This window comes from Micrococcaceae bacterium Sec5.8, assembly GCA_039636775.1.
GTDB lineage: Bacteria > Actinomycetota > Actinomycetes > Actinomycetales > Micrococcaceae > Arthrobacter.
Map to the genome: position 1 here is coordinate 3101117 of CP143429.1, position 24099 is coordinate 3125215.

Sequence of the window (24099 nt, forward strand, 5' to 3'; positions counted from 1 at the left end):
CCCCCGCATACGGTATGATGACATTATCATCTCATCATCCCGCGTCCGTTCGGGATTCCAGGCAACGAGAAAGCCCAGGCAGCCATGATTTCGCCCGCGCAAACCCCCCTCTACGAGATCAAAGCCAACCTCTTCAAAGCCCTCGCCCATCCTGCGCGCATCAGGGTGCTTGAGTTGCTGGCCGCCGCGCCGGATCACGCGGCGCCCGTGAGCTATCTGTTGGCGGAGACGGGGCTGGAAGCGTCCCACCTGTCCCAGCACCTCGCCACCTTGCGCCGCCACAAAGTGGTGACCTCGGCCCGCTCCGCGAACGCGGTGACCTACCGGCTCGCCAATCCGAAGATCGCCGAACTGCTGGCGATCGCCCGGGCGTTCCTGCTTGACAGCCTGGCCGACTCCAATGAACAACTGCAACTTGCGCGGACACTCCCCAGCGAGCACCTGAAGGGCTTCACCCCATGAGTGCCGCACGCGCACAGCTCACGAGGTTCCTGCCGTCGCGCCGGGACTACGACGGATTGGGCTCAACCTGGAAAACGGACGTGCTGGCGGGCATCACCGTGGGGATTGTGGCTCTGCCACTGGCGCTGGCGTTTGGTGTAAGTTCCGGCGTCGGCGCCGAGGCCGGACTCGTCACGGCCGTCGTCGCCGGCCTGGTGGCAGCGGTCATGGGCGGCTCACACGTCCAGGTCTCGGGCCCCACCGGGGCGATGGTGGTGGTGCTGGCCCCCGTTGTCGCCCAGCATGGAGTGGGCAGCATCGCCCTGGTTTCACTGCTGGCCGGTCTGCTGGTGGCTATCCTGGGCATCAGCGGGCTGGGACGGGCCGTAGCCTTCATCCCCTGGCCTGTGGTGGAAGGCTTCACCCTCGGCATCGCCGCAATCATCTTCCTGCAGCAGGTCCCGATGGCCACCGGCACCGAGGGGATACCGGGCCACAATACGCTGCTGGCCGCCGTCGAGAGCGCGTCGGCGGCCACGGTGCCCGCTGTTCTGCAGACACTCGCCGTCGTCGCGGGCGTGGCTGCCGTCATGTTCCTGCTCCCGAAGCTGTACAAGCCGCTGCCCGCGAGCCTGGTTGCGGTGCTGCTGGCCACCGTGGGAGCCGAACTGCTCCAGCTGGACATCCCACGGATTGGGGCGCTGCCGCACTCGCTGTCCGCCCCGTCGTTGCCCTCGCTGGATCCGGCCGCGCTGGGCGGGCTGGTCATGCCCGCGGTGTCCATTGCCATGCTGGCCGCTATTGAATCCCTGCTCTCCGCGCGGGTTGCTGCCGGCATGGTGGGGCCGGACGGAAGGCCCTCCGGGGCGTACAGCCCCGACCGGGAACTCATGGGGCAGGGCCTCGCCTCCATCGCGGCGGGATTCTTCGGCGGGATGCCGGCCACCGGCGCCATCGCCCGCACCGCGGTCAACGTCCGTTCCGGAGCCAAAACCCGGCTCTCCGCCATTGTTCACGCCCTGGTGCTGCTGGCCATCATTTATCTGGCGGCCGGCCTGGTGGGAAAGATTCCGCTGGCGGTCCTGGCCGGGATCCTGATGGTCACAGCAGTCCGCATGGTTTCACGGCACACGGTGACCGCTATTCTGCGCTCCACCCGGGCCGATGCCTTTGTGTTCGTCCTGACGGCCCTGATCACCGTGGCCTTCGACCTGATAGTGGCCATCGAAATCGGGCTCATCGCCGCGGCCCTCTTCACGCTGCGGAAGTTTGCTTCGCTCAGCGGAGTCAAGCGTGAGGAGATCCCGGAACCGCATGAGGACGGGGACCAGCACATTGCGATCTTCCGGCTGGACGGGGCCATGTTCTTCGGCGCCGCGGAAAGGGTTCTGCAGGAAATCAGCCAGGTCAAAGACATCCAGGTGGCCATCATCCGGTTGTCCCAGGTACGGATGCTCGACGCGACGGGCGCCCATACCCTGGTCGAGGTCATCTCGGCCCTGGAGCTGCGCGGGGTGACAGTCCTGTTGAAGGGTGTCCAGCCGCAGCATCTGGAACTGGTAACCAATGTCGGGGTGATCCGGTCACTGCGGCACCACAACCACCTGTTTTCGTCCCTGCCCGAGGCGGTGGCGCACGCCCGCAGCCATGTGCGCCGGAACGCTGCTGCTAGCGCTTAAAGTTTTGCCGGATCGTTTGGCCGCGGACCACGATGCCGGCAATGTGCAGGATCAGCCCCAGCCCAATCACGGCCAGGGAACCGACCGCAAGGTCCTGGTTGCCGGAACTGTTGCCAATCACGTTCAGGACGATGCCGACGCCGAGGAACCCCATTGCGCTGAAAACCAGCACCTTGTAGGTGGTTGAAGCGGAGTCCCAGAATTCTTTCAGCACCGCACCAGTCTACCGGGAAGCGCCGCCACCCCGGCGGGCCGGAATATGCCTGGCGACACTCAGAATTCCTGGCGCCACTCAGAATTCCTGGCGACGCGGGAATCCGGGCGCGTCCGGTATTTTGCGCGTCGCGGGGCAATATCAGCATCAGAACAGGGACTCCTGGACCGCCGGGACGCACGAGCCATGGTCGCCGAGCACAATTGTCCGTGCCTTCAGCTGGCCGAGGTTGACGATGAATTCAAGATCGGCGCCGTCGAGCCGGGCCAGCGCGACGCTGCCGCTCAGCGAGTCGATCCGGAAGCCGTGGGCACCGGTACTGAGCTCATGCGGGTACGCATGCCGGGCAGCCGGGGCGCAGACCGCATCCGACAAGCCCGGCCGCAGCCAGCGCTCCTCCACGACCTCGAATCCGCCGCCGCCGGCACCGGCCAACAGCACGCGGACCTCCGCGGCCAGCCGGCTGTTCCGGGCATCGAGTTCGACGGCGGGCGCCGGGCTGACCAGTGCTGCGGCCTTGGCTGCGGCGCGGATCTGCTGCGGGATACCGGCGTCGCGGGTCACCAGGTCCTCGAGGAGCCTTACTACCCGGCCGTCGTCGGCCCGGGCGACGTAGCGGGCGGCGACGGCCCCCTGCTCCGCGAGTCTCTTCCATTTCCGCAGGTTCGCGGCAGTGCCCACCTTGCTGGCACCGTTGGCGAAGCTGGCGATGTACAGCCAGTGCGGCTGCATCAGGTAGGTCCGCAGTCCGGCCGGCACGCGGCCGCCGCGGTGGAAATCGTGGATGAGCCGCGAATCGTCCATGACGAAGCACCGCTCACACTGGCTGCCTTTCACGGCCGGGGCACTCTCCGGGCACAGAACGTGATCGCGGTCGGCCGGCCCGTGGACCACGTAGTGCCCGAGGCACTTCTTCCCTGCGGCGGCGAGTCTGAAACCGAGCCGGGTTCCGGCGTCGAGCGGCAGTTCGGTAAAGCCGCCCTCAGGGTTCTGCAATCGCATTGCCGGGCTCCCGGCGGCGGGCACCGCTGAGCCCGCCGGGCCGGCCGGCCCGGAATCCCAAAAGACCCCGTGGACCAGATAGCAGGTATCGGGCACGGGGTCTCCTCGGTTCGGTCCGGCTATTGGGCCGGCTGCACCCCAAAGGCTACCGCGAGCTTCATGATCTTCTCGGCTCGGCCCAGGCGGGGCAGGTCCGAGCCGTCCCGGATGACGCGGCCGTTGGCCTCAAAATCGGCCATGAAGTCAGTGGCCCAGGCGACGTCGGACGGCGTCGGGCTGATGACCTCGTTGATAACGTTCGTTTGATCGGCGGCGAGGCACAGCTTGCCGGTCATGCCCATCATCACCGTGATGCCGGTCTGCTCGCGCAGGATCGGGTGGTTGGTGCCGACGGTGGGGCCGTCGATGGGGCCGGGCAGGTTCCCGACGCGGCTGGCCACCACAAGCTTGGCGCGCGGGTACGCCATCGCTTCCGGGGTGGCGGCCATGCCGGTGTCGCGGCGGAAGTCACCGGAGCCGAACGCGAGCCGGAACGCGCCCTGGGCCTTGGCGATGTTGTTGGCTTCCTCGATGCCGACGGCGGACTCGACGAGCGCGATGACCGGGGTTTTGCCGTCCATCCGGTGGTAGCTCTCGGTGACCTGGTCCGCAGACTCGGTCTTGGCCAGCATCACACCGAGCAGACCCGGGGTGCCGCGGAGTCCGGCGAGGTCATCAGCCCAGAACGGGCTGGTGGCGTCATTGATGCGGACCCAGGCGCTGCCGCCGGCCGTCAGCCAGTCCACGACGTTGCCGCGGGCTTCATCCTTCTGGGAGGGATCCACCGCATCCTCGATGTCCAGGATGACGGCGTCCGCGCGGGAGACGGAGGACTGGTCGAAAAGCTCGGTTTTCATAGCGTTGACCAGCAGCCAGGAACGGGCGATTTCAGCTGGAATGTTGCGTTGAGGCCGGACGGTCCCGGCGGTGGTGGTGGAGGTCATGTCTCTACGCTATCCGTTCCGGGGTGTCCCCCGCGAAGTATTTGGGCCCCCGCAGGCGACCATTACGACCAAAAACGCGTCCCGACCCAACTGACTGGCGGCTGACGCCGTTTTCAGCCCTCGAAGGAGCCTTTGCCGCCAGGTCAGCCGGGTCAGGGGATGTTGCTGCCCCGCGCGCTCACCCAGAGCCGGTACCACTGGGCCCGGGTCATCCCCGCGGCCACCTCCGCCGCTTCCGCGCAGGCGCGGATGCGGTCCGGATTGGCGGTGCCGATCACCGGGGAGATCCCGGCCGGGTGCTTCATGATCCAGCCCAGCAGGATTGATTCCCCGGTGGTATTTTTCTCCGCCGCCAGTTCGGCCACCAGCCCGGTGGTCGCTTCTTCCGCGCCAGACGGTAGGGCGCCGGCCGAGCCGGTGTAGAGGCCACGGGCCAGGGCACCGTAGGCCTGCAGCGTGATACCGTGCCGGACGCAGTGCTCCACCGTCCCGTGCGGGAAGCTGTAATCGGTACCCTCGGCATGGTTGACTAGGACCGCGCTCTCCAGCCAGGCGCGGTTGTGCAGGCTCATCTCCAGCTGGTTGGCCACCACCGGCGTTTCCAGCCGGTCCTGCAGCATCTCGATCTGCGGCCCGGACATGTTGGACACACCCAGGGCCCGGACCTTGCCTTCCGCCATCAGCTGCCCGACGGCGGATGCGACCTCGGCAGCGTTCATCAGCGGGTCGGGGCGGTGCAGCAGCAGCACGTCCACGTAATCCGTGCGAAGCCGGGCGAGGCTTTCGTTAACCCTCGTCAGGATGCTGTCCCGGCTGAGATCGTAATACGTCTGCAGGCCCTGTTCATTGAGCCGGATGCCGCACTTGGTCTGCAGCCGGATCTTCTCCCGCAGTCCGGGCGTCTGCGCCAGCACCTCGCCAAAAACCGCCTCGGACTTTCCGCTACGGTATATGTCGGCATGGTCGAACACGGTGATGCCGGCCGCGCGGGCAGCGGCGATCGCGGCAGCCGCCTGGTCCACGTGAGCGGATCCGTACGGCTCCGGTGACCAGCTGCCGCCCAGGCCCATGCAGCCATATATCAGTTCCTGGGCGGGCTGCCCGGCCGGTCCTCGTCCGGACGTGGAGCTCACCGCAGCCAGACGGTGGTGTTGCCGGGCAGGAGGTTACCGTCCAGGGGTCCGCTGATGAGCAGCACCGTTCCGGCCGGCAGCTCCACGGGTTCCGCACCGAAGTTCGTCACGGTCTGCCAGCCACCGGGACGGGTGAAGTGCAGAATGTGGGCGTTGCCGGTCTCCAGCCACTGCAGTTCCTCCGAGGTCTGCAGCTCGCGGCGCAGTTTCAACGCCCGGCGGTAGAACTCGAGGGTGGATCCTTCCACGCCGTCCTCGGCCTCGACGGCGAAGCGGCCGAACCAGGCCGGCTGCGGCAGATGCGCTCCGGCGTCGCCGAACCCGAAGGAGGTTCCCCCGGCCGCCCACGGCAACGGCACGCGGCAGCCGTCCCGGCCGATCTCCACACCCTTGTTGCGGAAGAACGTGGGGTCCTGGCGCTCGGAATCGGGGATGTCCGCGACCTCCTGCAGCCCGAGCTCCTCGCCCTGGTACAGGTACGCGGAGCCCGGGAGTGCCAGCATCAGCTGGGTGGCCGCACGGGCGCGGCGCAGTCCGAGGTCGACGTCGAGTTCCCCGGCCGGGGCACCGGCCAGCAGCCAGCCCTTGCCGTCCTGGCCCTTGGCGTGCCTGCCGCCGCCCTGGGGCAGGCCGTAGCGGGTGGCGTGCCGGACGACGTCGTGGTTGGAGAACACCCAGGTGGACGAGGCGCCGGATTCGGTGGCTTCGGCCAAGTTGCGGGTGATGATTTCGCGGAACTCGTCGGCGTCGAAGTCGGCCTGGAGCAGGTCGAAGTTAAACGCCTGGCCCAGGCCCTCGGGGCTTGCGTAGCGGCCGCGGCGGCTGGCGTGCACCCACGCCTCCGCGACGGCGGTGCGGGGCGGGTTGTATTCGTTGAAGACCTCGCGCCACTCGACGTAGATCTCGTGGACTTCGTCGCGGTCCCAGAACGGGTGCGAACCGTCAGCGTGGCCGTCGGCGCCGGTGTTGGCCTCGCCCAGCTCCAGCCGGGACAGCAGCGGCTCGGTCAGGTCTTTGGTCAGGGCGTGGGCCACGTCGACGCGGAAGCCGTCCACGCCGCGGTCTGACCAAAACCGCAGGGTCTTGAGGAAGTCGTCGCGGATCTCGCGGTTGGACCAGTTCAGGTCCGGCTGTTCCGTGGCGAAGATGTGCATGTACCACTGGCCAGGGGTGCCGTCGGGTTCGGTGATGCGTTCCCAGGCCGGGCCGCCGAACACCGATATCCAGTCCGACGGCGGGAGCTCGCCGTTTTCGCCTTTGCCGTCCCGGAAGATGTAGCGCTCACGGGCGTCGGAGCCGCGGGGGGAAGCGAGGGCCTCCTTGAACCATTCGTGCCGGTTGGAGGAGTGGTTCGGAACGATGTCCGCGATCAGCTTGATGCCGGCCGCGTGCAGCGCGGCGGACATTTCGGCGAAGTCTTCCAGAGTTCCGAGCTTGGGGTCCACGTCGCGGTAGTCGTCGACGTCGTAGCCGCCGTCGGCCAGGGCCGAGGGATAGAACGGGGAGAGCCAGACGGCGTCGATCCCAAGGTCCTTCAGGTAGGGGACCTTGGCCGTGATGCCGTTGATGTCGCCCAGCCCATCACCGTTGGAATCGGAAAAGCTGCGCGGGTAAATCTGGTAAACGGACGCCTGGCGCCACCAGTTCGGGTCGGCGGCGAGTTCGGATCCGGACAGGGTTGCCAGCGTGGCGGTGTTGGACAAGGGGTAATCCTTCGGGGCTCGAAACAGGCTTCTGGTAATTTAGATACAAGCTAAATATATTGCCTGAACAATTATGGGTCCGGATCCGGAAGAGGTCAAGATGTTGCAGCCGAGCTCAGCCGCCGCCACACCCCAGCTGCTGCGACGGGTCAACGCCCAATCCGTCCTCGGCGTCATCCGCGCCACGGACGTGGCCACGGGAAGTGAGCTCATGGGCCGGACCGGCCTGTCCCGGGCCTCGGTCATAGCCGTCTGTGAAGACCTGATCCGGCGCGGCTGGATCCGCGAACTGGGCCCCCGCGGCGGAGACCATCCCGGCAATCCCGGCAAGGGACGTCCCGCGCGGCGCTTCGAGCTCAACAGTGCGGCCGGTTTCGTGCTGGGCCTTGACATAGGTGCAGCCACCACCACCGCTGCGGTCGCGGATTTGCGCGGGACCGTCGTCGGGCGCGCCAGCGGAAGTTTCCGCGCCGCCGACATCCCCGCCGCGGAGCGGATCGCCGTCGTCGACCGCGCCTGCCGGCAGGCACTGGCGGACGCCGGGACCGGCCCGGACGCCGTCCTGGCCGTCGGCGCGGGCATCGCCGCGCCGGTGGACCGGGACGGGAACGTGCTGGTGAGCCAGCATTTCTGGAGCCTGTTCGACGTCGGTCTCCGCACGGCGCTGAAGGACCTGCACGGCTGGACGGTGCTCTTGGAGAACGACGCCAACCTGGCCGTCCTGGGCGAACGCTGGCGGGGTTCCGGCACCGGCGTCGATGACCTTGTGGTCCTGCTGGCCGGCGAGCGGCTGGGGGCCGGCGTGCTCGAGTCCGGCCGGCTGCTCCACGGCCGGGGCGGCGCGGCGGGCGAAATGGGGTACCTGGACCTGGTGGAGGGCGTTGGTTCCAGCGACGGCATCGCCAGCCTGGCACGGCAGTGGTCGGCGGCCGGGGGCGGCCCCGCAGCAGGGGGCGAGGCCAGCGCCCGCCGCGTCTTTCAGGATGCAGCCGCCGGGGATCCGGCGGCACTGGCCATCCTGGACCGGATCGCGGAGCGGATGGCCCGGATCATCGCCTCCCTGGCGAGCTTCATCAACCCGGAGCAGGTGGTGATCGGCGGGGCCGTGGCTGCCTCGGCGGGGGTCCTGCTGCCGCGCATCACCGCCCTGCTCCCCCGTTTCACGGCCACTCCCCCGGTTGTGACGGTCTCATCCCTTGGGGCCTCGATTGTCACCGTCGGCGCTGTCCGCCATGCGCTGGACTACGTCGAGGCGAACGCCTTGGAGCTCGAGCTGGAGCGTCCGGGGAGCTAGCTCACCTCTTCCAGGGCGGCCGCGACAGTCAGGTCGCCGTCCCGGAATTCGATGGTGCGCCCCGCGGTTGACGGCAGGCCCAGCACGGCCGCGGCGACAAGGGCAACGTTGGCGCGGGCCGTATCCCGGCTTCCGGCATCTTCCGCGGGGTTGACGTCGATCAGGCCACTGCCGGGCCCGTCGGTGAGCGTTCCCGGGCCCAGGATGGTCCAGGCGAGGCTGGTGCCGCGCAGGTAGGTGTCGGCCGCCGCCTTAGCTTCCGCGTAGGCGAAGAAGTTGTTGTCCTCGGGCACGCCGTGGTCCGCTCCGGCACCAAGGTAGGAGACCATAACGTACCGGCCGACGCCGGCCTCCGCTGCCGCGTCCATCGACCGGATCGCTGCGTCCCGGTCCACCGCGTAGGTCCGCTCCGGACTTGCCCCGCCGGCGCCGGCGGACCAGACCACAGCATCGTGGTTCCGCAGCGCGTCGGCGATCTCCGCCGTCGTGGACTGTTCAACGTCGAGGACCACCGGGGTGGCCCCCGTTTCCGTGACGTCCGCCCCCTGGTCCGGGTTCCGGATAACAGATGTGACGTCCGCGCCCTCCGCGGAGAGGATGCGGGACAATTCCAGAGCCACTTTGCCGTGGCCGCCAATGATTATTATTCGAGTCATGGTCCCATTCTGTCCCACAACCCTGCCGGGCGGTTAAACAAAAAGACCCTCCAGGCTGGGCCTGCAGGGTCATTCTGTAGCGGCGGGGAGGCTCGATCTCCCGACCTCACGATTATGAGTCGTGCGCTCTAACCAACTGAGCTACGCCGCCATAAATGAGGAAAACCTGTGTCAAGCCGGTCAAAAACCGCCTTGACACAGGCCCTCATTCCGAGCCCCCCACCGGAATCGATCCGGTGACCTCGTTCTTACCAAGAACGCGCTCTACCACTGAGCTAGGGGGGCAACGAGTAAATACTCTACCGGATGATTCCGCTCCCAACAAATCGGTGCCGGGCACGCCCGCAGAGAGCCAAAACCGGCAGAAATACGCGGCTGCGAAGGCCTTGGGCCGGCGCCACGGGAGCTTCCCGCACCCGGCCCCGCGCACGCATGTGACCAAGGGAACTTAACGAAGAACGGGCCGGCAGAAGAGCCGGCCCGTTCTCAGGGTGAATCAGTGCTTAGTGGCTGGAGATTACCACTTGGTCCGCGGTTTGCGGGCTGCGTCGGTGCCGACGCCGCGCTCGTTGCGGTCACTGAAGGAGCGCCCGCCGCGGTCAGCGGAGGACCGCTCGCCGTCGTTCTTGCGGAACTCGCGCTTGAAGCCGCCGTTGCCCTTGAAGTTCCCGCCACGGTCACCGCCACGGTCACCGCCGCCGGAGTACCCGCCGCGCTCTCCGCCACGGCTGCCGCCCTGGTAGCCGCCACGGTCACCGGAGGGCTTGCGGCCGTTGTCCAGTTCGAGGTGGATCAGCTCGCCGCCGATCCGGGTGCGGGACAGGGCCTTGAGCTGGTCGGCGCTGAGATCCGCCGGGAGCTCCACGAGGGAGTGGTCGGCGCGGATGTCGATGCCGCCGATCTGGGCCGAGGAGATGCCGCCTTCGTTGGCAATAGCGCCAACGATCGAACCGGGCATCACGCGCTGACGGCGTCCGACGGCGATCCGGTAGGTGGCGTTGCCCTCGGTCAGGGTGCGGGTGGGGCCGCGGGAGCCGAAGCCGTCCTTGGCGCGCTCGCGCTTCTGGAATTCAGGAGCTGCGGGCAGTTCCTTGACCAGCAGCGGCTGGCCGCCCTGTGCCATGACTGCCAGTGCGGCAGCGATTTCCGAGGCCGGGACGTTGTGCTCTTCCTCGTAGGAAGCGATGAGGTCGCGGAACGCCGCCACGTCTTCGGAGGCCAGGGTTTCGGTGATCTTTTCCGCGAACTTGCCCAGGCGAAGAGTGTTGACTGACTCGGCGGTAGGCAGGTGCATCTGCTCCACCGGCTGGCGGGTCGCCTTCTCGATGGACCGCAGCAGGTACTTCTCCCGCGGCGTCATGAAGAGGATCGCGTCACCGGACCGGCCTGCGCGGCCGGTGCGGCCGATGCGGTGCACGTAGGACTCGGTGTCATGCGGGATGTCGTAGTTGACCACGTGGCTGACGCGCTCGACGTCGAGGCCGCGGGCCGCGACGTCGGTCGCGACGAGGATGTCGATCTTGCCGTCACGCAGGGCCTCGACCGTACGCTCACGCTGCTGCTGCGGGATGTCGCCGTTGATGGCGGCCGCCTGGAAACCGCGAGCGCGGAGCTTGTCGGCGAGGTCCTCGGTGGCCATCTTGGTCCGCACGAAGGCAATAACGCCCTCGAACTCTTCCACCTCGAGGATGCGGGTCAGCGCGTCGAGCTTGTGCGGGCCCATGACCTGCAGGTAGCGCTGGCGGGTGTTGGCGCCCGTGGTGGTCTTGGACTTGACCTGCACCTCGGCCGGGTTGTTCAGGTACTGCTTGGACAACCGCCGGATCTGGCTCGGCATCGTGGCGGAGAACAGGGCAACCTGGCGGCCCGCGGGGGTCTGCTGGAAGATCTGCTCCACGTCTTCGGCGAAGCCCATGCGGAGCATTTCGTCGGCTTCATCCAGGACGAGGTACTGGAGCTCGGACAGGTCCAGGGACCCCTTGGTGATGTGGTCGATCACGCGGCCGGGGGTACCGACGACTACCTGGGCTCCGCGGCGCAGGCCGTTGAGCTGGGGGCCGTAGGCGGAGCCGCCGTACACCGGAAGGACGGTGAAGTCGTCGATGTGCTTGGCGTAGGAGGTGAAGGCCTCTGCAACCTGGAGCGCGAGCTCACGGGTTGGTGCGAGCACCAGGGCCTGGGTCTTGCGGGACGGGCCGTTGAGGTCGTGGAGCTCGGCGAGACGGGACAGTGCCGGTACTGCGAATGCTGCAGTCTTACCGGTACCGGTCTGGGCCAGGCCCACGACGTCGCGGCCTTCGAGCAGCAGCGGGATGGTTGCTGCCTGGATCGGCGAAGGCTTCTCGTAGCCCACATCCTGCAGGGCAGCGAGAACGCGGCCGTCAATGCCGAGGTCTACGAACTTGACGCCCTCTTCTTCGGCGTCGTCTTCCTTCGCCGGAGCTGACGCGGTTTCGGGCTTGGATTCGGTCTGCGGTGCGGCTTCGGCGGCGGCCGGAGCTTCGTGGTCCGCAGGCGCCTCGGTGAATTCCGGGGCGGAGCCGGCTGCGGGGGCAGCCGTTTCAGAAGTCTCGACGTCGCTCTGAAGGTTTTCGGTGTCGACGGAGTTGTTCTGATTTTCGGGCATAGGTGAATATCCTCATTCATAGGGGCCAAGCGGCACAACCCGAGGTGAGCGGAGCCGCAGTACGCGTGACCGGAGTGCCGGACGTACTTGACCGGCAGGTCACATAGAAGCCCGGCGCTTTCGCAATCCCGTGGCAGGACTTCCCGCTGCATCTCTTGGCTGCTATCCCAGCAGTCTGTACAGCGTTTTCTTTAGCCGGCTCTCCCTATGAAAATGCCCGCATCTCATGTGCGCGGGCCCCAACACTTACCAGTCTTGCCTCAAGAATTGGGCAGGAAATAAGGGATTTCCGGAGTGGGGGATAGTTCAATTGTAGGCCATGAATCCGCGCATGGGTAACCCGGGGGCCCGGAACGGCGGTGAGCTTGCGCACACGGGCCCGGCCCGGCTACACGCTGAGGCGGCGCTTCAACTTCGCGAACTCCCCCTGATACTCGGGCTGCAAACGGATTTCTCCGTCGGCGTCGGCGTCCCGCAGGGCCTCCATGTCCGCCAGCGTGGGGCTGCTGAACCACTTCCCGACGGTGACGCCGTGGGTGGGAACAAAGATCCGGTGGACGTGGTCTCCCGCCTGGATACTGCCGACCCGCACCACCCGCAGGTACGTTCCCACCCGCCCCGCGTCAGCAAACCGCTTGACCCAGTGCTCTTCGTGCATCCGCCGCTGGAAGGTTGCACAGGGGATCCGGGGCGACGTCACCTCGACCTCGACGTCGAGTCCGATTTTCCAGCGTTCTCCGATTATGGCGTCGGTGGCGCTGATGCCGGCAACACGCAGGTTTTCGCCGAAGATCCCGGGCGGCAACTCCCGGCCGAGCTCCGCCGCCCAGTAGTCGGTGTCCTCCTGCGTGTAGGCGTAAAGCGCCTGGTCCTCGCCGCCATGATCGATGCGGCTGGCCTGGATGTCACCGCGCAGTCCGAGCCTGTGCACCTTGACCGGTCCGGCGACGGGCCGTTTGTCGATGGCCGTCACACCCACGCTTCCGGGGTCGCTGAGCAGCTGATGCACCCGGCATACGGCAAGAACAGAGGCAGTGTCCATGGCACTAGTGTAGGCCGGGCCCGCGGGCACCTCCGCGGCAGACATGGGGGATCTGCGCGCGATTTTGGTGGCTGGGGGAACTGATGGCGGTTAGGCTGGCTCCGGCCCTACGGCCGTGAGTTTAGGAATGCAGGCCAGGGGAACGCAGGGGGAGCATGGACAAGCAGGAAAACCCGGGGAAAGCGACGCCGGGGCGTGGTCCAACAGAAGGAGTGCAGCCGGCGGAGGGAACTGCGCCGGAGGACTTCACGCCGCCGCCCCCGGGCGAAGACGGGCACCAGCCCCCGTGGCAGGTGCCCAAGCCCGCCCTCCGGCCCGAGTTGGTGGACAAGCCCCAGCCAGCAGCGGCCGGTGCCCTCCCGTCTCCGGCGGGTCCCGTCCCGTCGATCCCCCTCGAGGACCCATTTGGCCGTGAACGTGCGAAGAAGCTGGCATCCGCTCCGCGCCGGAAGAAGCGCAACCAGCGGCGTACCGTGGTGGTGGCGCTTGGCGTGACAGCGCTGCTGGCCGGAACGATCACCGCGATGGTGGCCAGCAACGAGGACGACGCCGACTACGCCCAGGTGTGCATCGACGACAGCACCGGCGAGCGCGTCGCTGACACCCAGTGCGGCAACAGCAGCACCGGGGGACGCAGCTCCGGCGCCTACGCCTGGTATTTCTACTCCCGGGGTGGAAGTGTGCCGGCGCTGGGACAGAACCGGTCCAGCTACCCCGGCTACACCAAGAGTGTCCCGTCCGGCGCGAAAGCGTCGACGGGGTACAGCACCAAGGGCGGGACCGTGAGCCGTGGCGGCTTCGGATCCAGTTCCAAGGGCGGAAGCACAGGCGGCTAGGCATGAAACGACACATTTCCGTGCCCAGGCAGGACTGGAAGCAGCGGATTGAACAGCAGGGCCTCGTCTTCTCCACAACCACCCTGCAGGGCGGCAGCACCGTCGAGTACTGGAACGAGGGCGCCTACTACGAGTTCGCCATGGACGAGGTGGAGGCCCTGGAGCAGACCGCGGAGGAAATGCACCTCATGTCGGTGGAAGCGGCGAAGTTCCTCGCGACCGGCGCCATGGGCACCATCGGGATCGGGCCGCAGGCACTCGAGCTCGCCGCCGAGTCCCTGCAGGCCGGCGACGCTGACGTGTACGGGCGCTTCGACTTCATCTACGACGGCCGGGGCGGCCCGGCCAAGATGCTCGAATACAACGCGGACACCCCCACCGGGCTCATCGAGGCGGCCGTGGCGCAGTGGTTCTGGCTGCAGGACGTCTTCCCCGGCAAGGACCAGTGGAACGGCATCCACGAGGCCCTGGTGCGGCAGTGGAAGAACCTGCAGGTCCGGACCGGCATGAGTACCCTGCATGTCGCCCACGCCGAAGCGGAGGAATCCGGTGAGGACTGGATGACGGCTGCGTACATGCGCGACGTCGCGGGCCAGGGCGGGTGGACCACGATCGGAATCAACATGTCCGATATCGGCTGGGATCCGTTCCTCAACCGTTTCGTGGACCTGGACAACTTCATGATCAGCACCATGTTCAAGCTCTATCCCTGGGAGCTGATGATGAAAGAGCCGTTCGGCCAGCGGCTGCTCCAGCGAGCCCACAACCCGCGCTGGGTTGAGCCGGCCTGGAAGATGCTGCTGTCCAACAAGGCTCTGCTCGCGGCCCTGTGGCACCTGTACCCGGACCATCCCAACCTGCTGCCGGCGTACCTGGACAGCCCCGGCCCGCTCACCGAATGGGTGGCCAAGCCGCTGCACGGCCGCGAAGGGGACAACATCAAGATCCACGCCGCCGGCATCAATCTCGAACAGCCCGGCGGGTACGGCCGCGAAGGCTGGTGCTACCAGCAGTTCCACGCCTTGCCGGATTTTGACGGCAACCGTCCGGTGCTCGGGCTCTGGGTGGTGGACGGCGAATCCGTCGGTTGCGGCATCCGCGAATCCGATGGCCCCATCACCGACTACTTCTGCCGCTTCGTCCCGAACACCATCGACTCGCCAGCCCCGCCCACCCCTCCATCGAACGCCCATTCCAGCAAGGCAGGCACCGCATGATGAGTACCACGACGACGGCCGGCAGCCCCGGCGGACAGCGCGCCGTCCCTTCCAAGGGGCTGCGCGCCGGAATCCTGGATCTCGGCGACTCGGTCATGCTGGGCCTGGCGTCCACCGCCCCGGTCTATTCGCTCGCCGCCACCCTGGGCCTGATCGTGGCGGTAAACGGAAACTACACCCCCCTGATCCTGCTCCTGGGCTTCATCCCGGTGCTGTTCATCGCCTACGCCTTCCGCGAACTCAACAGCGCCATACCGGACTGCGGCACCACGTTCATCTGGACCCGGCGCGCATTCGGCCCCTGGGCCGGCTGGCTGGGCGGCTGGGGCGTGGCGCTGGCCGGCGTCGTGGTACTGGCGAACCTTGGCCAGGTCGCCGGGCAGTACCTGTGGCTGCTGGTCGGGGACGGCTCGCTGGCAGCGAACAGCCTCGTGGTGACCGCCACAGGGGTGGCGTTCATTGCTTTCATGACCGTGGTGAACTACCGGGGCATCCGGCTCGGTGAGCATGTCCAGCGGGTCCTGACCTACGTCCAGTACATCTCGCTGGGCATCTTCGCCGTCGCGATTGTGTTCAGGATCGCCGGTGGCGTCCCCGAAGGCCAGGCCTTCGACTTTGAGTGGTTCAACCCGGCCGGCGCCTTCGCCGATCCGGGCGCCGTCGTTCATGGCTCGCTGCTGGCACTGTTCATCTACTGGGGCTGGGACACCTGCCTCGCGCTGAACGAGGAGACGGAAAACCCTGCCACGACGCCTGGCCGCGGCGCGATCATTTCGGCGTTGGTCCTGGTGGCCATTTACGTATCCGTGGCCCTGCTGGTGATGATGTACGCCACCGTCGGCACGGAAGGAATCGGCCTGGGCAACGACGCCAACAAAGGCGACGTCTTCCTGGCGATGAAAGACGTGGTTCTCGGGCCCTGGGGCTGGCTGATGGTCGTCGCCGTCCTGGCCTCCGTGCTGTCCTCCACCCAGACCACCATCCTGCCCACGGCCCGCGGCACGTTGTCCATGGCGGCGCATGGGGCGCTGCCCGCGAAGTTCCGCGAAGTCCACCCGCGCTACCAGACCCCCGGGTTCTCGACCAAGGTGATGGGCGCCGCCGCCATCCTCTACTACGTGCTGATGAGCCTGCTGAGTGAGAACCTGCTCTCCGACTCGATCAGCTCCATCAGCCTCTTCATCGCCTTCTATTACGCGCTGACCGGGTTCGCCTGCGTCTGGTACTTCCGCGCAACGCTGCGCAGTTCGGCCCGCAATCTCTGGTTCCGGGGCATCCTGCCGCTCCTGGGCGCTCTGGCACTGACCGGCGCGTTCTGCATCTCAGCCGTGCAGATGTGGGATCCGGGCTACGGCGGCACCACTATCCTGGGCGTCGGCGGGGCTTTCGTCAGCGGCGTGGTGCTGCTGGCTCTCGGCGCGGTGCTGGCCGCGGTGTGCCGTTTTGCGCCGTCAACCAGGGACTATTTCCGCCAGGGCAAGAAGACCGCCGTCGCCGCTGTTTAGCGGGTGCCGCCGTAGGATGCTGGAATGAGCAACGACGCTGATCTTCCTGCTGGTCCTGACCTTTCCGATGTCCTGGCAATTGATTCCCTCTTCAGCGCCGAAGAGCTGGCTGTCCGGGAGCGCATCCGCGACTTTACGGACAGCCGGATCCGGCCCGGCATCGCAGGCTGGTACGACGACGGCGTGTTTCCGCTGGAACTGGCCCCCGAGCTGGGCGAACTCGGCGTCCTGGGCATGCATCTGGAGGGTTACGGCTGCCCGGGCCGTTCCGCCGTGGAATACGGTTTGGCCGCGATGGAGCTTGAAGCCGGCGATTCCGGCATCCGCACGTTCGTCTCTGTGCAGGGCTCACTGGCCATGACGGCCATCCACAGGTGGGGCTCCGAGGAGCAGAAACTGCAGTGGCTCCCCCGCATGGCCGCCGGTGAACTGATCGGTGGTTTCGCTCTGACCGAGCCGGCCGCCGGCTCCGACCCAGCTTCGATGAAGACCTTCGCCCGCCGCGACGGAACCGGAGAGAACGCCGGTTGGATCCTGGATGGAGCCAAACGCTGGATCGGTCTCGCCTCGGTGGCCGATGTGCTGGTGGTGTGGGCCATGACCGACGACGGCGTCCACGGCTTCCTGGTCCCCGCCGGCACGCCCGGGGTCACCGCGACGCCGATCGGCCGGAAGCTCTCGATGCGAGCCTCCATCCAGTGCGATGTCACGTTCGACGGCGTCCGGCTGGGTCCGGAAGCCATGCTCCCGGCAGCCCGCGGCCTGCGCGCCCCGTTCACCTGCCTCAACGAGGCCCGGTACGGGATCGTGTGGGGCTCCATGGGCGCGGCCCGCGACTCCTACGAGGCTGCGTTGAAGTACTCCCAGGAGCGGCTGCAGTTTGGCAAGCCGCTCGCCGGGTACCAGCTGACCCAGGAGAAACTCGTGAACATGTTGGTGGAGATCCAGAAGGGCACCCTGCTGGCGCTGCAGCTGGGCCGGCTCAAGGACGCCGGGACGCTGCGGCCGGAGCAGATCTCGCTGGGCAAACTGAACAACGTGCGGGAGGCGATCGCGATCGCCCGCGAGGCCCGGACCGTCCTGGGCGGGAACGGCATCACCTTGGACTATTCCCCGCTGCGGCACGCCGCCAACCTGGAGTCGGTCCGTACCTACGAGGGCACTGACGAGGTCCACACCCTGATCCTGGGCCAGCACATCACCGGGCTGGCCGCCTTCCGCTAGCCCGGGTTGGCACGCCGCGGCGATCTCCTGCAGGCCTACTGCCGCGACGTGCCGTCTCGGCGGGGTTCCGTTCCCGGCCCTGGTCCACATCAGCGGCCGGGGCCACGGCTCCGCGCCGCAGGACCATCAGCCAGCACACCAGGATCGCCACGGCACAGAACACTCCGGCGCTGGCGGCCATGATCCACAGTCCGGGGGTTTGAACGTTGAGGTCCTCTGCCCCGAGAGCCGTGCCAATGGTCTTCGGCGAGAACAGGAACACCATCACGGACACCCCCAGCACCCCGCCCATCAACCAGCGCAGCCCGCGGTAGCGGTGCGGGGTCTCGCGCAGGGTCCATGCGAAGGCCGGCAGCACGGCGGCAACCCAGACCCAGTGGTGGGACCACGAGACCGGGCTGATCAGCAGCATGGCCAGCGCCGTCGTCGAGACTGCGACCACCCGGGCCCCCTGGCTGCTGGCGGCTTTGATGATCCGGGCGGCCAGCACCACGACGAGCATGCTTAGCGCCAGCCAGGGGACGGTCACGGATGCTTCGGGGACGCCGAAGTGCAGCAGGGCGCCTTTGAGGGAGAGGTTGTCGACGTAGCCTGCGCCGCCGATCCGGGACGTGTCGGGCAGAATCTGAAACCAGAACTCCAGGGATTCCGCCGGCCGCACCAGCCAGCCAAGAAGCACGGTGCAGGCGAACCCCGCCCCCATGTTGAACAGTCCACGCCAGTCCTTGCGGACCAGGAAGTACAGGCCAAAAACCAGCGGGGTCAGCTTGATGCCGGCGGCGATACCTACGAGGAAGCCGCTGCCGGGGAAGCCGACCATCCAGCGCTGGTTGCGGGCCAGCAGGTCCAGCGCCATCATGCCCATCAGCAGGATGTTGATTTGACCGAACGCCAGAGTCTCGCGCCACGGGCCCAGGTTCAGTACCGCCAGGACCAGCACAGCTGCCGCCCACCGGTTGCCCGGAGCCTGGAAGGTGGTGCGCCAGCCCGAAGCGGCATTCCAGTACCGGACACCGCGGACGGCCACCCACGCCGCCACGCCGGCGCCGGCGGCATTGAAGAGGGTGAGGGCAGTTTCTTGCGGCACCCTGGCCAGCAGGCTGAAGAGCAGCGCGGCAAACGGCGGATAGGTGAACGGAAGCTGCGGCCCGCCGGCCCAGTCAATGTTGCCCCGGTAGAGATCCGACGGCGCCGGCCCCGCCTCGTTAAGGATGGTTCCGCCGAACCAATAGACGCTGAAGTCCAGACCTTGTGCACCCCAGACGCCGAGCCAGTGCCACACGAGGTAGATCAGGCCGGCCAGGGCCAGGACTGTGGAGACCTGAAGCAGCTGCGGGACGTAGAGCCGCTCCGGGATCCGGGCAAGCGTCCGTCCGGGCCTCGCCGCGCGTGCAGGGTCTTCGGCCGTGACTGGTTCCGGAATTGGCCGGGTTTCGGCATCAGGCGCTGGCATGCATCCCCCAGGTATGTGTGGTCGGGGTGCCAGCCGCAGGCGGGATCCCTGCTGCCAGCCTACCGAACCCCTACCCCGGGACCGGGACCGGGTCCGTCTTGCCGGCGTCCCTGCGGATGGTCGCGCTGATGACTGCCGCTAGGGTGCACCTCGCGGCGGCGGGCGGGCCGGGTAGCGGGCTAGGCGTCCGGGCGGAGCGAGGCGCGGGAGGGCCGGTACGCCAGCGCCCAGTACACCAGCATGGCGATGCCGCAGAGTACGCCCAGGCTGGCCACGATGAGCTGCCACTGGGTCTGCGGGTCCTTCCCCCATTCGGCGGCACCGGCCATCACCGCCAGGTACTTGGGCGTGAGGTAAAAGGACAAGGCCGAGAACGCGACGATGATCCATCCGGCGAGGCGCATCCGTCCGTTCCGGGACGGCACCCGGTGGATGGCGAACCCCATGCACGGCAGTGCCACTGCCATCCACACCCAGTGGTGGGACCAGGACACCGGGCTGACCAGGAGCATCAGCACGGCCGTGGCGGAGACGGCGACGAAGTTCTCCTCCGCGTCGACCGCCCACTTGATCACGAGCGCAGCCACGGCGGCCAGGCCGAGTGCGAGCACCAGCCACACAAGGCTCGTCAAGCCGGAGTCCGGCAGTCCCAGGTGCAGCAACAAGCCTTTAACCGAGAGGTTGTCCACGTAGGCAGGCCCGCCGATGCGCCCGGTGTCCGGCAGGATCCTGGTCCAGAACGTGAGGGAAGCCGTGGGCAGCACCGCCCAGGCCAGGCCAATCGAGCCAAAGAATCCTGCCGCCATCCAGCCGAGGGCCTTGAAGTCGCGGCGGACCAAAAAATAGAGCCCAAAGGCAAGCGGGGTCAGCTTGATGCCTGCCGCAATGCCGATCAGTAGCCCCGCGGGCCAGCGTATCTGGGCGGCCCGCGCTTTTCCGTAGAGCGCGAAGTCGGCCAGGATCAGGCCCATCAGGATGATGTTGATCTGACCAAAGTCGAAGGTGTCCCGCCAGGGACCCAGGAGCAGAATCGCGGCGGTACCGGCCAGCGCAACGGCACGAAAGCGCCAATCCGCGACGGCGTTCCGCCAGCTGCCGAGCCGGAAGTAGTGCCGCGCGAGCCAGGCGGACACGATGGCGGCGCCCAGCAGCGCCGTGGTGATGAACACCAGGCTGCCGCCGCCCTGCCCCAGCGCAGCCATGGCCGCGAACAGCAGAGCGGCGAACGGCGGGTAGGTGAACGGCAGGCCGTCCCTGGGCGCGTAGAGCTCGTTGACCCCGGTTTCACCGGTCTGGAGCACCCGGTTGCCGCCGTAGAAGTAGACCTCAAAGTCGTTCATCAGCGGTATGTACGCCGAGTACAGCACCACCAGGGCGACGACGACGGCGAGCGCGCCAGCCGCCGTCGCGAGCCAGCCGCGGGTGGTGGAGGGCGTGGCCCTGGCGGTGGTGGTGGTCACGGGTGGTTAGCTGCCTGACTCGCCGGCCGCGGCATCGATCTGCGCGAAGGCGTGCTCCAGGTCAGCGATCAGGTCCTCAACGTCCTCAATGCCACAGGAGAGCCGGATCAGGTTGACCGGAACGGCCAGCTCGGTGCCCTTGACCGAGGCATGCGTCATTTCCGAGGGGTAGTTCATCAGTGACTCGATGCCGCCGAGGGACTCCGCGAGGGTGAACACCGATGTGGATTCGGCCACCTTCCGGGCTGCCGCTTCGCCGCCCTTGAACTGCACCGAGATCATGCCGCCAAACTTCTTCATCTGCTTTTTGGCCAGCTCATGCCCCGGGTGTGAGGGCAGGCCCGGGTACAGCACGGCCTCGACCTCGGGGCGCTGCAGCAGCCATTCGGCCACGGCCTGGGCGTTGTCGCTGTGCCGGTCCATCCGCACGCCCAGGGTCTTGAGGCCCCGGGTGGTGAGGAACGCGTCCATCGGGCCGGACACGGCACCGACAGCGAACTGGACGAAGCCGATTTTCTCGGCCAGCCCTGCGTCGTTGACCACGATCGCGCCGCCGACGACATCGGAGTGCCCGCCAATGTATTTCGTGGTGGAGTGCACCACGACGTCAGCGCCCAGGGCCAGGGGATTCTGCAGGTACGGGGACGCGAAGGTGTTGTCCACGACCAGGAGGGCCCCGGCGTCGTGCGCCACCGTGGCGAGGGCCGCGATGTCGGTGATCTTCATCATCGGGTTCGACGGCGTCTCCACCCAGACGAGGCGGGTCCTGCCACCGTCCGGCCCACCGGCCGCCACGGCCGTCGCCACGGCGTCAAGGTTGGACATGTCCACGGGGGTGTTGCCGATGCCCCACTCCCCCAGCACCCGGCTGATCAACCGGTAGGTGCCGCCGTAGGCGTCGTTGCCGAGCACGATGTGGTCACCCGGACGGGTGAGCGCCCGGATCATCGAGTCCTCGGCCGCGAGCCCCGAGCTGAAGGAAAACGCGGCGGTCCCGCCTTCGAGCGCGGCCAGTTGTTCCTGCAGCGAGTCACGGGTGGGGTTGGTGCCGCGGCCGTATTCGTACCCGGCACGCAGCACACCAATCGCTTCCTGGGCGTAGGTGGTGGAGAAATGCACTGGCGGTACGACGGCGCCGGTGCGGGGCTCAAACGCCTGGCCGGCATGCACGGCCCGGGTGTTGAAGCCTGCGGCTTTCGCGGAGTGGCTCTCTGGCAAAGTCATATGCGTTCCTTTCGGCCGGCCGCCGGGAGGCCCGGCGAGGGCGCTCCGGCATCCGGGTCGGTGGATGAGGTGCTGGGAAAAGCCGGTGAGTCAGCTGCTCAGGTAGGCGAGGAGGTCGTGGCGGGTCAGGATCCCCACCGGCGCGCCGACGAAGGTCACCATGAGGGTGTCCGAGCCGGAGAGGAGCTCCCGGGCCGTCGAAAGCGATTCGAGGGAGCCGATCACCGGAAGCCGGGGCTCCATGTGTTCGGAAATCTTGTCCGAGAGCTTGGCCTCCCCGCGGAAGAGCTTCGCGGTCAGGGTCCGCTCATCGACGGAGCCGAGGACCTCGCCCATGACCACGGGAGGTTCCTGGGACAGCACCGGGATGTTCGAGACGCCGTACTCGTTCATGATGTTGATGACATCGCGGACGGTCTCGTTCGGGTGGATGTGCACCAGGTCCGGCATCTTCCCGGTCTTGGCCTTGAGGATCTCGCCGACGGACGCTTCGTCCCCGCCGGCGAGGAAGCCGTAGGAGCGCATCCACTGGTCATTAAAGATCTTGGCCAGGTAGCCACGGCCGGAGTCCGGCAGGATGACGACGACGACGGCGTCCTCGGGCAGGTCCTTGGCGACCTGCAGTGCAGCGACGACGGCCATGCCGGACGAGCCGCCCACCAGCAGGCCTTCTTCGCGGGCCAGCCGTCGGGTCATCTCGAAGGAGTCGGCGTCGGTCACCGCGATGACGCCGTCCGGGACGGCTTTTTCGTAGTTGGCGGGCCACATGTCCTCGCCAACACCTTCGACGAAGTACGGCCGGCCGGTGCCGCCGGAATAGACCGAACCGGACGGGTCGGCGCCGATGATCTTGACCACGCCGCCGTCGGCTTCCGCGCGTCCGGCGGAGACTTCCTTAAGGTACCGGCCGGTGCCGGTGATGGTGCCCCCGGTGCCGGCACCGATCACACAGTGGGTGATCCTGCCGTCCGTGTCGCGCCAGATTTCCGGGCCGGTCGATTCGTAGTGGCTGGCCGGGGCGGCCGGGTTGGAGAACTGGTCGGGCTTGTAGGCGCCGGGGATTTCACTGACCAGCCGGTCCGAGACACCGTAGTAGCTTTGCGGGCTGTCGGGGGCGACGGCGGTGGGCGTCACCACCACCTCGGCGCCGTAAGCCTGGAGCACGGCCCGTTTGTCCTCGCCCACCTTGTCCGGCACCACGAAGACGCACCGGTAGCCCTTCTGCTGGGCGACGAGGGCAAGGCCGACGCCGGTATTTCCGGAGGTGGGTTCCACGATGGTCCCACCCGGCAGGAGTTTGCCGCTGCGTTCGGCCTCCTCAATCATTTTCACCGCGATGCGGTCTTTGATGGAACCGCCGGGGTTCAGGTATTCCAGCTTCACCAGGACCGTGGCCCCGATGCCGTGGGTAACGTGGTGCAGCTTGACGAGCGGCGTGTTGCCGATGAGGTCCAGAACGGACTGGGCGTACTTCATACATACAAAGTTACCGTCTCCACCCGCCAAGGGCGGATTCAGTCACGTCCGGTGGGTTAGCCGGCGCCATCTGGTGCGAAGATTATGCGGTGACGAGCTGGCGTTGGCCCCAGGGGCTGAAGAGCTATCTGCTCCCCGTCGGCATGCTGGCGGTGGGCGCCGCGGCGCTGCTTACGGGCCTGTTGCCCTGGCTGGCCTTCGAGGACCTGGCCGGCCGGACCGTCCCGGTGCTGACCTTCGTCGTGGCGATGTCCCTGGTGACGGAATTGGTTGACGAGGCCGGCCTGTTCCGGGTGGTCACGCAGCGGCTCGCGTTCCTGGGCAGGGGCCGGGTTTTCCTGTTGTGGCTGCTGGTGATCGGCCTGGCCACGGTCTCTACCGTGTTCTTGTCCCTGGATACGACGGCGGTGCTCGTGACTCCCGTCGTGGTCCTCCTTGCCATCCACGCCCGGATCCCGCCGCTGCCGTTTGCCCTGACCACCATCTGGCTGGCCAACACCGCATCCTTGTTGCTGCCCGTGTCGAACCTGACGAATCTGCTGGCCCGGGACCGGCTGGGGCTGAGTCCGGCCACTTTCGCCGGACTCGTCTGGGCCCCGGCCCTGGCGGGGATCCTGGTCCCGATCGGGCTGTTGTGGCTGGCCTTCCGGAAAGACCTCGCCGGCCGGTACGGGCCGCAGCCGGTCCGCAAAGCGCGGGACAAGGTGTTGCTGTACTCGGCGTCCGGGGTGATGGTGCTGCTGCTGCCTGCCCTCGTTTCCGGCATCCCCGTGCAGTTCCCGGCGCTGGCTGCGGCGGCGGTACTGTTGGGCCTCTTCCTCTGGCGCCGCCGCTCGGCGCTGCGCTGGTCCATGATTCCCTGGCGGCCGCTTCTGCTCACCGCGGGGCTGTTTGAACCGCACCGGGTTTGATGGAGACATCGATTACCCGG

At 67.4% G+C, this 24099-nt stretch carries 20 protein-coding genes and 2 tRNA genes; 8 read left to right on the plus strand and 14 right to left on the minus strand.

Annotated elements, in window-relative coordinates; genetic code table 11:
- The first annotated feature begins 84 nt into the window (after window positions 1–84).
- Window positions 85–462, plus strand: coding sequence for a metalloregulator ArsR/SmtB family transcription factor (locus VUN84_14180; GenBank protein XAS63434.1), 378 nt, complete (start codon window positions 85–87; stop codon window positions 460–462).
- Entirely contained in the window at window positions 459–2120 is a 1662-nt protein-coding gene (locus tag VUN84_14185; GenBank protein XAS63435.1) for a SulP family inorganic anion transporter, read from the plus strand. Before VUN84_14180 ends, VUN84_14185 begins: the two co-directional genes overlap by 4 nt.
- On the opposite strand, the gene VUN84_14190 is transcribed toward VUN84_14185, so the two are convergent.
- The 5 genes from VUN84_14190 to VUN84_14210 all read right to left on the minus strand — a co-directional run bounded on the left by VUN84_14190 (window position 2110) and on the right by VUN84_14210 (window position 7155).
- A complete protein-coding gene (locus tag VUN84_14190; protein XAS63436.1) occupies window positions 2110–2334 on the minus strand; it encodes a DUF3188 domain-containing protein in 225 nt (74 codons plus the stop codon). The two genes, VUN84_14185 and VUN84_14190, sit on opposite strands and share 11 nt — an antisense overlap.
- 147 nt (window positions 2335–2481) lie before the next feature.
- A complete protein-coding gene (locus tag VUN84_14195; GenBank protein ID XAS63437.1) occupies window positions 2482–3432 on the minus strand; it encodes a DUF2797 domain-containing protein in 951 nt (316 codons plus the stop codon).
- A 23-nt stretch (window positions 3433–3455) separates the two neighbouring features.
- Entirely contained in the window at window positions 3456–4319 is an 864-nt protein-coding gene (locus VUN84_14200; protein ID XAS63438.1) for a CoA ester lyase, read from the minus strand.
- Window positions 4320–4471: 152 nt separating this feature from the next.
- Window positions 4472–5452 carry an aldo/keto reductase gene (locus VUN84_14205; GenBank protein XAS63439.1) on the minus strand — a complete coding sequence of 327 codons (981 nt, stop codon included), beginning with the start codon at window positions 5450–5452 and terminating at the stop codon, window positions 4472–4474.
- Complete coding sequence (locus tag VUN84_14210) at window positions 5449–7155, minus strand: glycoside hydrolase family 13 protein (protein ID XAS63440.1); 1707 nt, start codon at window positions 7153–7155, stop codon at window positions 5449–5451. Before VUN84_14210 ends, VUN84_14205 begins: the two co-directional genes overlap by 4 nt.
- A gap of 73 nt (window positions 7156–7228) precedes the next feature.
- Between VUN84_14210 and VUN84_14215 the strand changes: the two genes are divergently transcribed.
- Window positions 7229–8449: an ROK family protein gene (locus VUN84_14215; protein ID XAS63441.1), complete on the plus strand. Its 1221-nt coding sequence runs from the start codon at window positions 7229–7231 to the stop codon at window positions 8447–8449.
- Here VUN84_14215 and VUN84_14220 read toward each other — a convergent pair.
- The 5 genes from VUN84_14220 to VUN84_14240 form a co-directional block, all read right to left on the minus strand.
- Window positions 8446–9105, minus strand: coding sequence for an NAD(P)H-binding protein (locus tag VUN84_14220; GenBank protein ID XAS63442.1), 660 nt, complete (start codon window positions 9103–9105; stop codon window positions 8446–8448). The two genes, VUN84_14215 and VUN84_14220, sit on opposite strands and share 4 nt — an antisense overlap.
- Before the next feature lie 77 nt (window positions 9106–9182).
- A tRNA-Met gene (locus VUN84_14225) sits at window positions 9183–9256 on the minus strand.
- A gap of 62 nt (window positions 9257–9318) precedes the next feature.
- A tRNA-Thr gene (locus VUN84_14230) sits at window positions 9319–9390 on the minus strand.
- Between the two features lie 232 nt (window positions 9391–9622).
- Window positions 9623–11731 (minus strand): DEAD/DEAH box helicase, encoded by a 2109-nt coding sequence (locus tag VUN84_14235; GenBank protein XAS63443.1) that lies wholly within the window; start codon window positions 11729–11731, stop codon window positions 9623–9625.
- 388 nt (window positions 11732–12119) lie between these two features.
- Window positions 12120–12773: an MOSC domain-containing protein gene (locus VUN84_14240; protein XAS63444.1), complete on the minus strand. Its 654-nt coding sequence runs from the start codon at window positions 12771–12773 to the stop codon at window positions 12120–12122.
- A 155-nt stretch (window positions 12774–12928) separates the two neighbouring features.
- Here VUN84_14240 and VUN84_14245 point away from each other — a divergent pair, with 155 nt between their 5' ends.
- The 4 genes from VUN84_14245 to VUN84_14260 are packed head-to-tail and all read left to right on the plus strand — an operon-like array spanning window position 12929 to window position 17555.
- Window positions 12929–13609: a Tat pathway signal protein gene (locus VUN84_14245; protein ID XAS63445.1), complete on the plus strand. Its 681-nt coding sequence runs from the start codon at window positions 12929–12931 to the stop codon at window positions 13607–13609.
- Window positions 13610–13611: 2 nt separating this feature from the next.
- Complete coding sequence (locus VUN84_14250) at window positions 13612–14826, plus strand: glutathionylspermidine synthase family protein (GenBank protein XAS63446.1); 1215 nt, start codon at window positions 13612–13614, stop codon at window positions 14824–14826.
- Window positions 14826–16331: an APC family permease gene (locus tag VUN84_14255; GenBank protein ID XAS65869.1), complete on the plus strand. Its 1506-nt coding sequence runs from the start codon at window positions 14826–14828 to the stop codon at window positions 16329–16331. The genes VUN84_14250 and VUN84_14255 overlap by 1 nt, the downstream gene beginning before the upstream one ends.
- Window positions 16332–16355: 24 nt before the next feature.
- Window positions 16356–17555, plus strand: coding sequence for an acyl-CoA dehydrogenase family protein (locus tag VUN84_14260; protein XAS63447.1), 1200 nt, complete (start codon window positions 16356–16358; stop codon window positions 17553–17555).
- Here VUN84_14260 and VUN84_14265 read toward each other — a convergent pair.
- From VUN84_14265 to VUN84_14280, 4 genes are all read right to left on the minus strand, one after another.
- On the minus strand, window positions 17530–19008 hold the full coding sequence (locus tag VUN84_14265) for a glycosyltransferase 87 family protein (GenBank protein ID XAS63448.1): 1479 nt from the start codon (window positions 19006–19008) through the stop codon (window positions 17530–17532). The two genes, VUN84_14260 and VUN84_14265, sit on opposite strands and share 26 nt — an antisense overlap.
- 179 nt (window positions 19009–19187) lie before the next feature.
- Window positions 19188–20468: a glycosyltransferase 87 family protein gene (locus VUN84_14270; protein XAS63449.1), complete on the minus strand. Its 1281-nt coding sequence runs from the start codon at window positions 20466–20468 to the stop codon at window positions 19188–19190.
- Window positions 20469–20474: 6 nt separating this feature from the next.
- On the minus strand, window positions 20475–21692 hold the full coding sequence (locus VUN84_14275; protein ID XAS63450.1) for a cystathionine gamma-synthase: 1218 nt from the start codon (window positions 21690–21692) through the stop codon (window positions 20475–20477).
- A 90-nt stretch (window positions 21693–21782) separates the two neighbouring features.
- A complete protein-coding gene (locus VUN84_14280) occupies window positions 21783–23168 on the minus strand; it encodes a cystathionine beta-synthase (GenBank protein ID XAS63451.1) in 1386 nt (461 codons plus the stop codon).
- Between the two features lie 89 nt (window positions 23169–23257).
- Between VUN84_14280 and VUN84_14285 the strand changes: the two genes are divergently transcribed.
- A complete protein-coding gene (locus VUN84_14285; GenBank protein ID XAS63452.1) occupies window positions 23258–24079 on the plus strand; it encodes an SLC13 family permease in 822 nt (273 codons plus the stop codon).
- Window positions 24080–24099: the final 20 nt, after the last annotated feature.

Excerpts from the sequence above, each read along its gene's own strand:
- VUN84_14280 (XAS63451.1), bottom strand. The coding sequence starts at position 23,168 with ATGAAGTACGCCCAGTCCGTTCTGGACCTCATCGGCAACACGCCGCTC.
- VUN84_14255 (XAS65869.1), top strand. The coding sequence starts at position 14,826 with ATGAGTACCACGACGACGGCCGGCAGCCCCGGCGGACAGCGCGCCGTC.
- VUN84_14235 (XAS63443.1), bottom strand. The coding sequence starts at position 11,731 with ATGCCCGAAAATCAGAACAACTCCGTCGACACCGAAAACCTTCAGAGC.
- VUN84_14185 (XAS63435.1), top strand. The coding sequence starts at position 459 with ATGAGTGCCGCACGCGCACAGCTCACGAGGTTCCTGCCGTCGCGCCGG.
- VUN84_14200 (XAS63438.1), bottom strand. The coding sequence starts at position 4,319 with ATGACCTCCACCACCACCGCCGGGACCGTCCGGCCTCAACGCAACATT.
- VUN84_14220 (XAS63442.1), bottom strand. The coding sequence starts at position 9,105 with ATGACTCGAATAATAATCATTGGCGGCCACGGCAAAGTGGCTCTGGAA.
- VUN84_14215 (XAS63441.1), top strand. The coding sequence starts at position 7,229 with ATGGGTCCGGATCCGGAAGAGGTCAAGATGTTGCAGCCGAGCTCAGCC.
- VUN84_14265 (XAS63448.1), bottom strand. The coding sequence starts at position 19,008 with ATGCCAGCGCCTGATGCCGAAACCCGGCCAATTCCGGAACCAGTCACG.
- VUN84_14260 (XAS63447.1), top strand. The coding sequence starts at position 16,356 with ATGAGCAACGACGCTGATCTTCCTGCTGGTCCTGACCTTTCCGATGTC.
- VUN84_14240 (XAS63444.1), bottom strand. The coding sequence starts at position 12,773 with ATGGACACTGCCTCTGTTCTTGCCGTATGCCGGGTGCATCAGCTGCTC.
- VUN84_14180 (XAS63434.1), top strand. The coding sequence starts at position 85 with ATGATTTCGCCCGCGCAAACCCCCCTCTACGAGATCAAAGCCAACCTC.
- VUN84_14245 (XAS63445.1), top strand. The coding sequence starts at position 12,929 with ATGGACAAGCAGGAAAACCCGGGGAAAGCGACGCCGGGGCGTGGTCCA.
- VUN84_14250 (XAS63446.1), top strand. The coding sequence starts at position 13,612 with ATGAAACGACACATTTCCGTGCCCAGGCAGGACTGGAAGCAGCGGATT.
- VUN84_14275 (XAS63450.1), bottom strand. The coding sequence starts at position 21,692 with ATGACTTTGCCAGAGAGCCACTCCGCGAAAGCCGCAGGCTTCAACACC.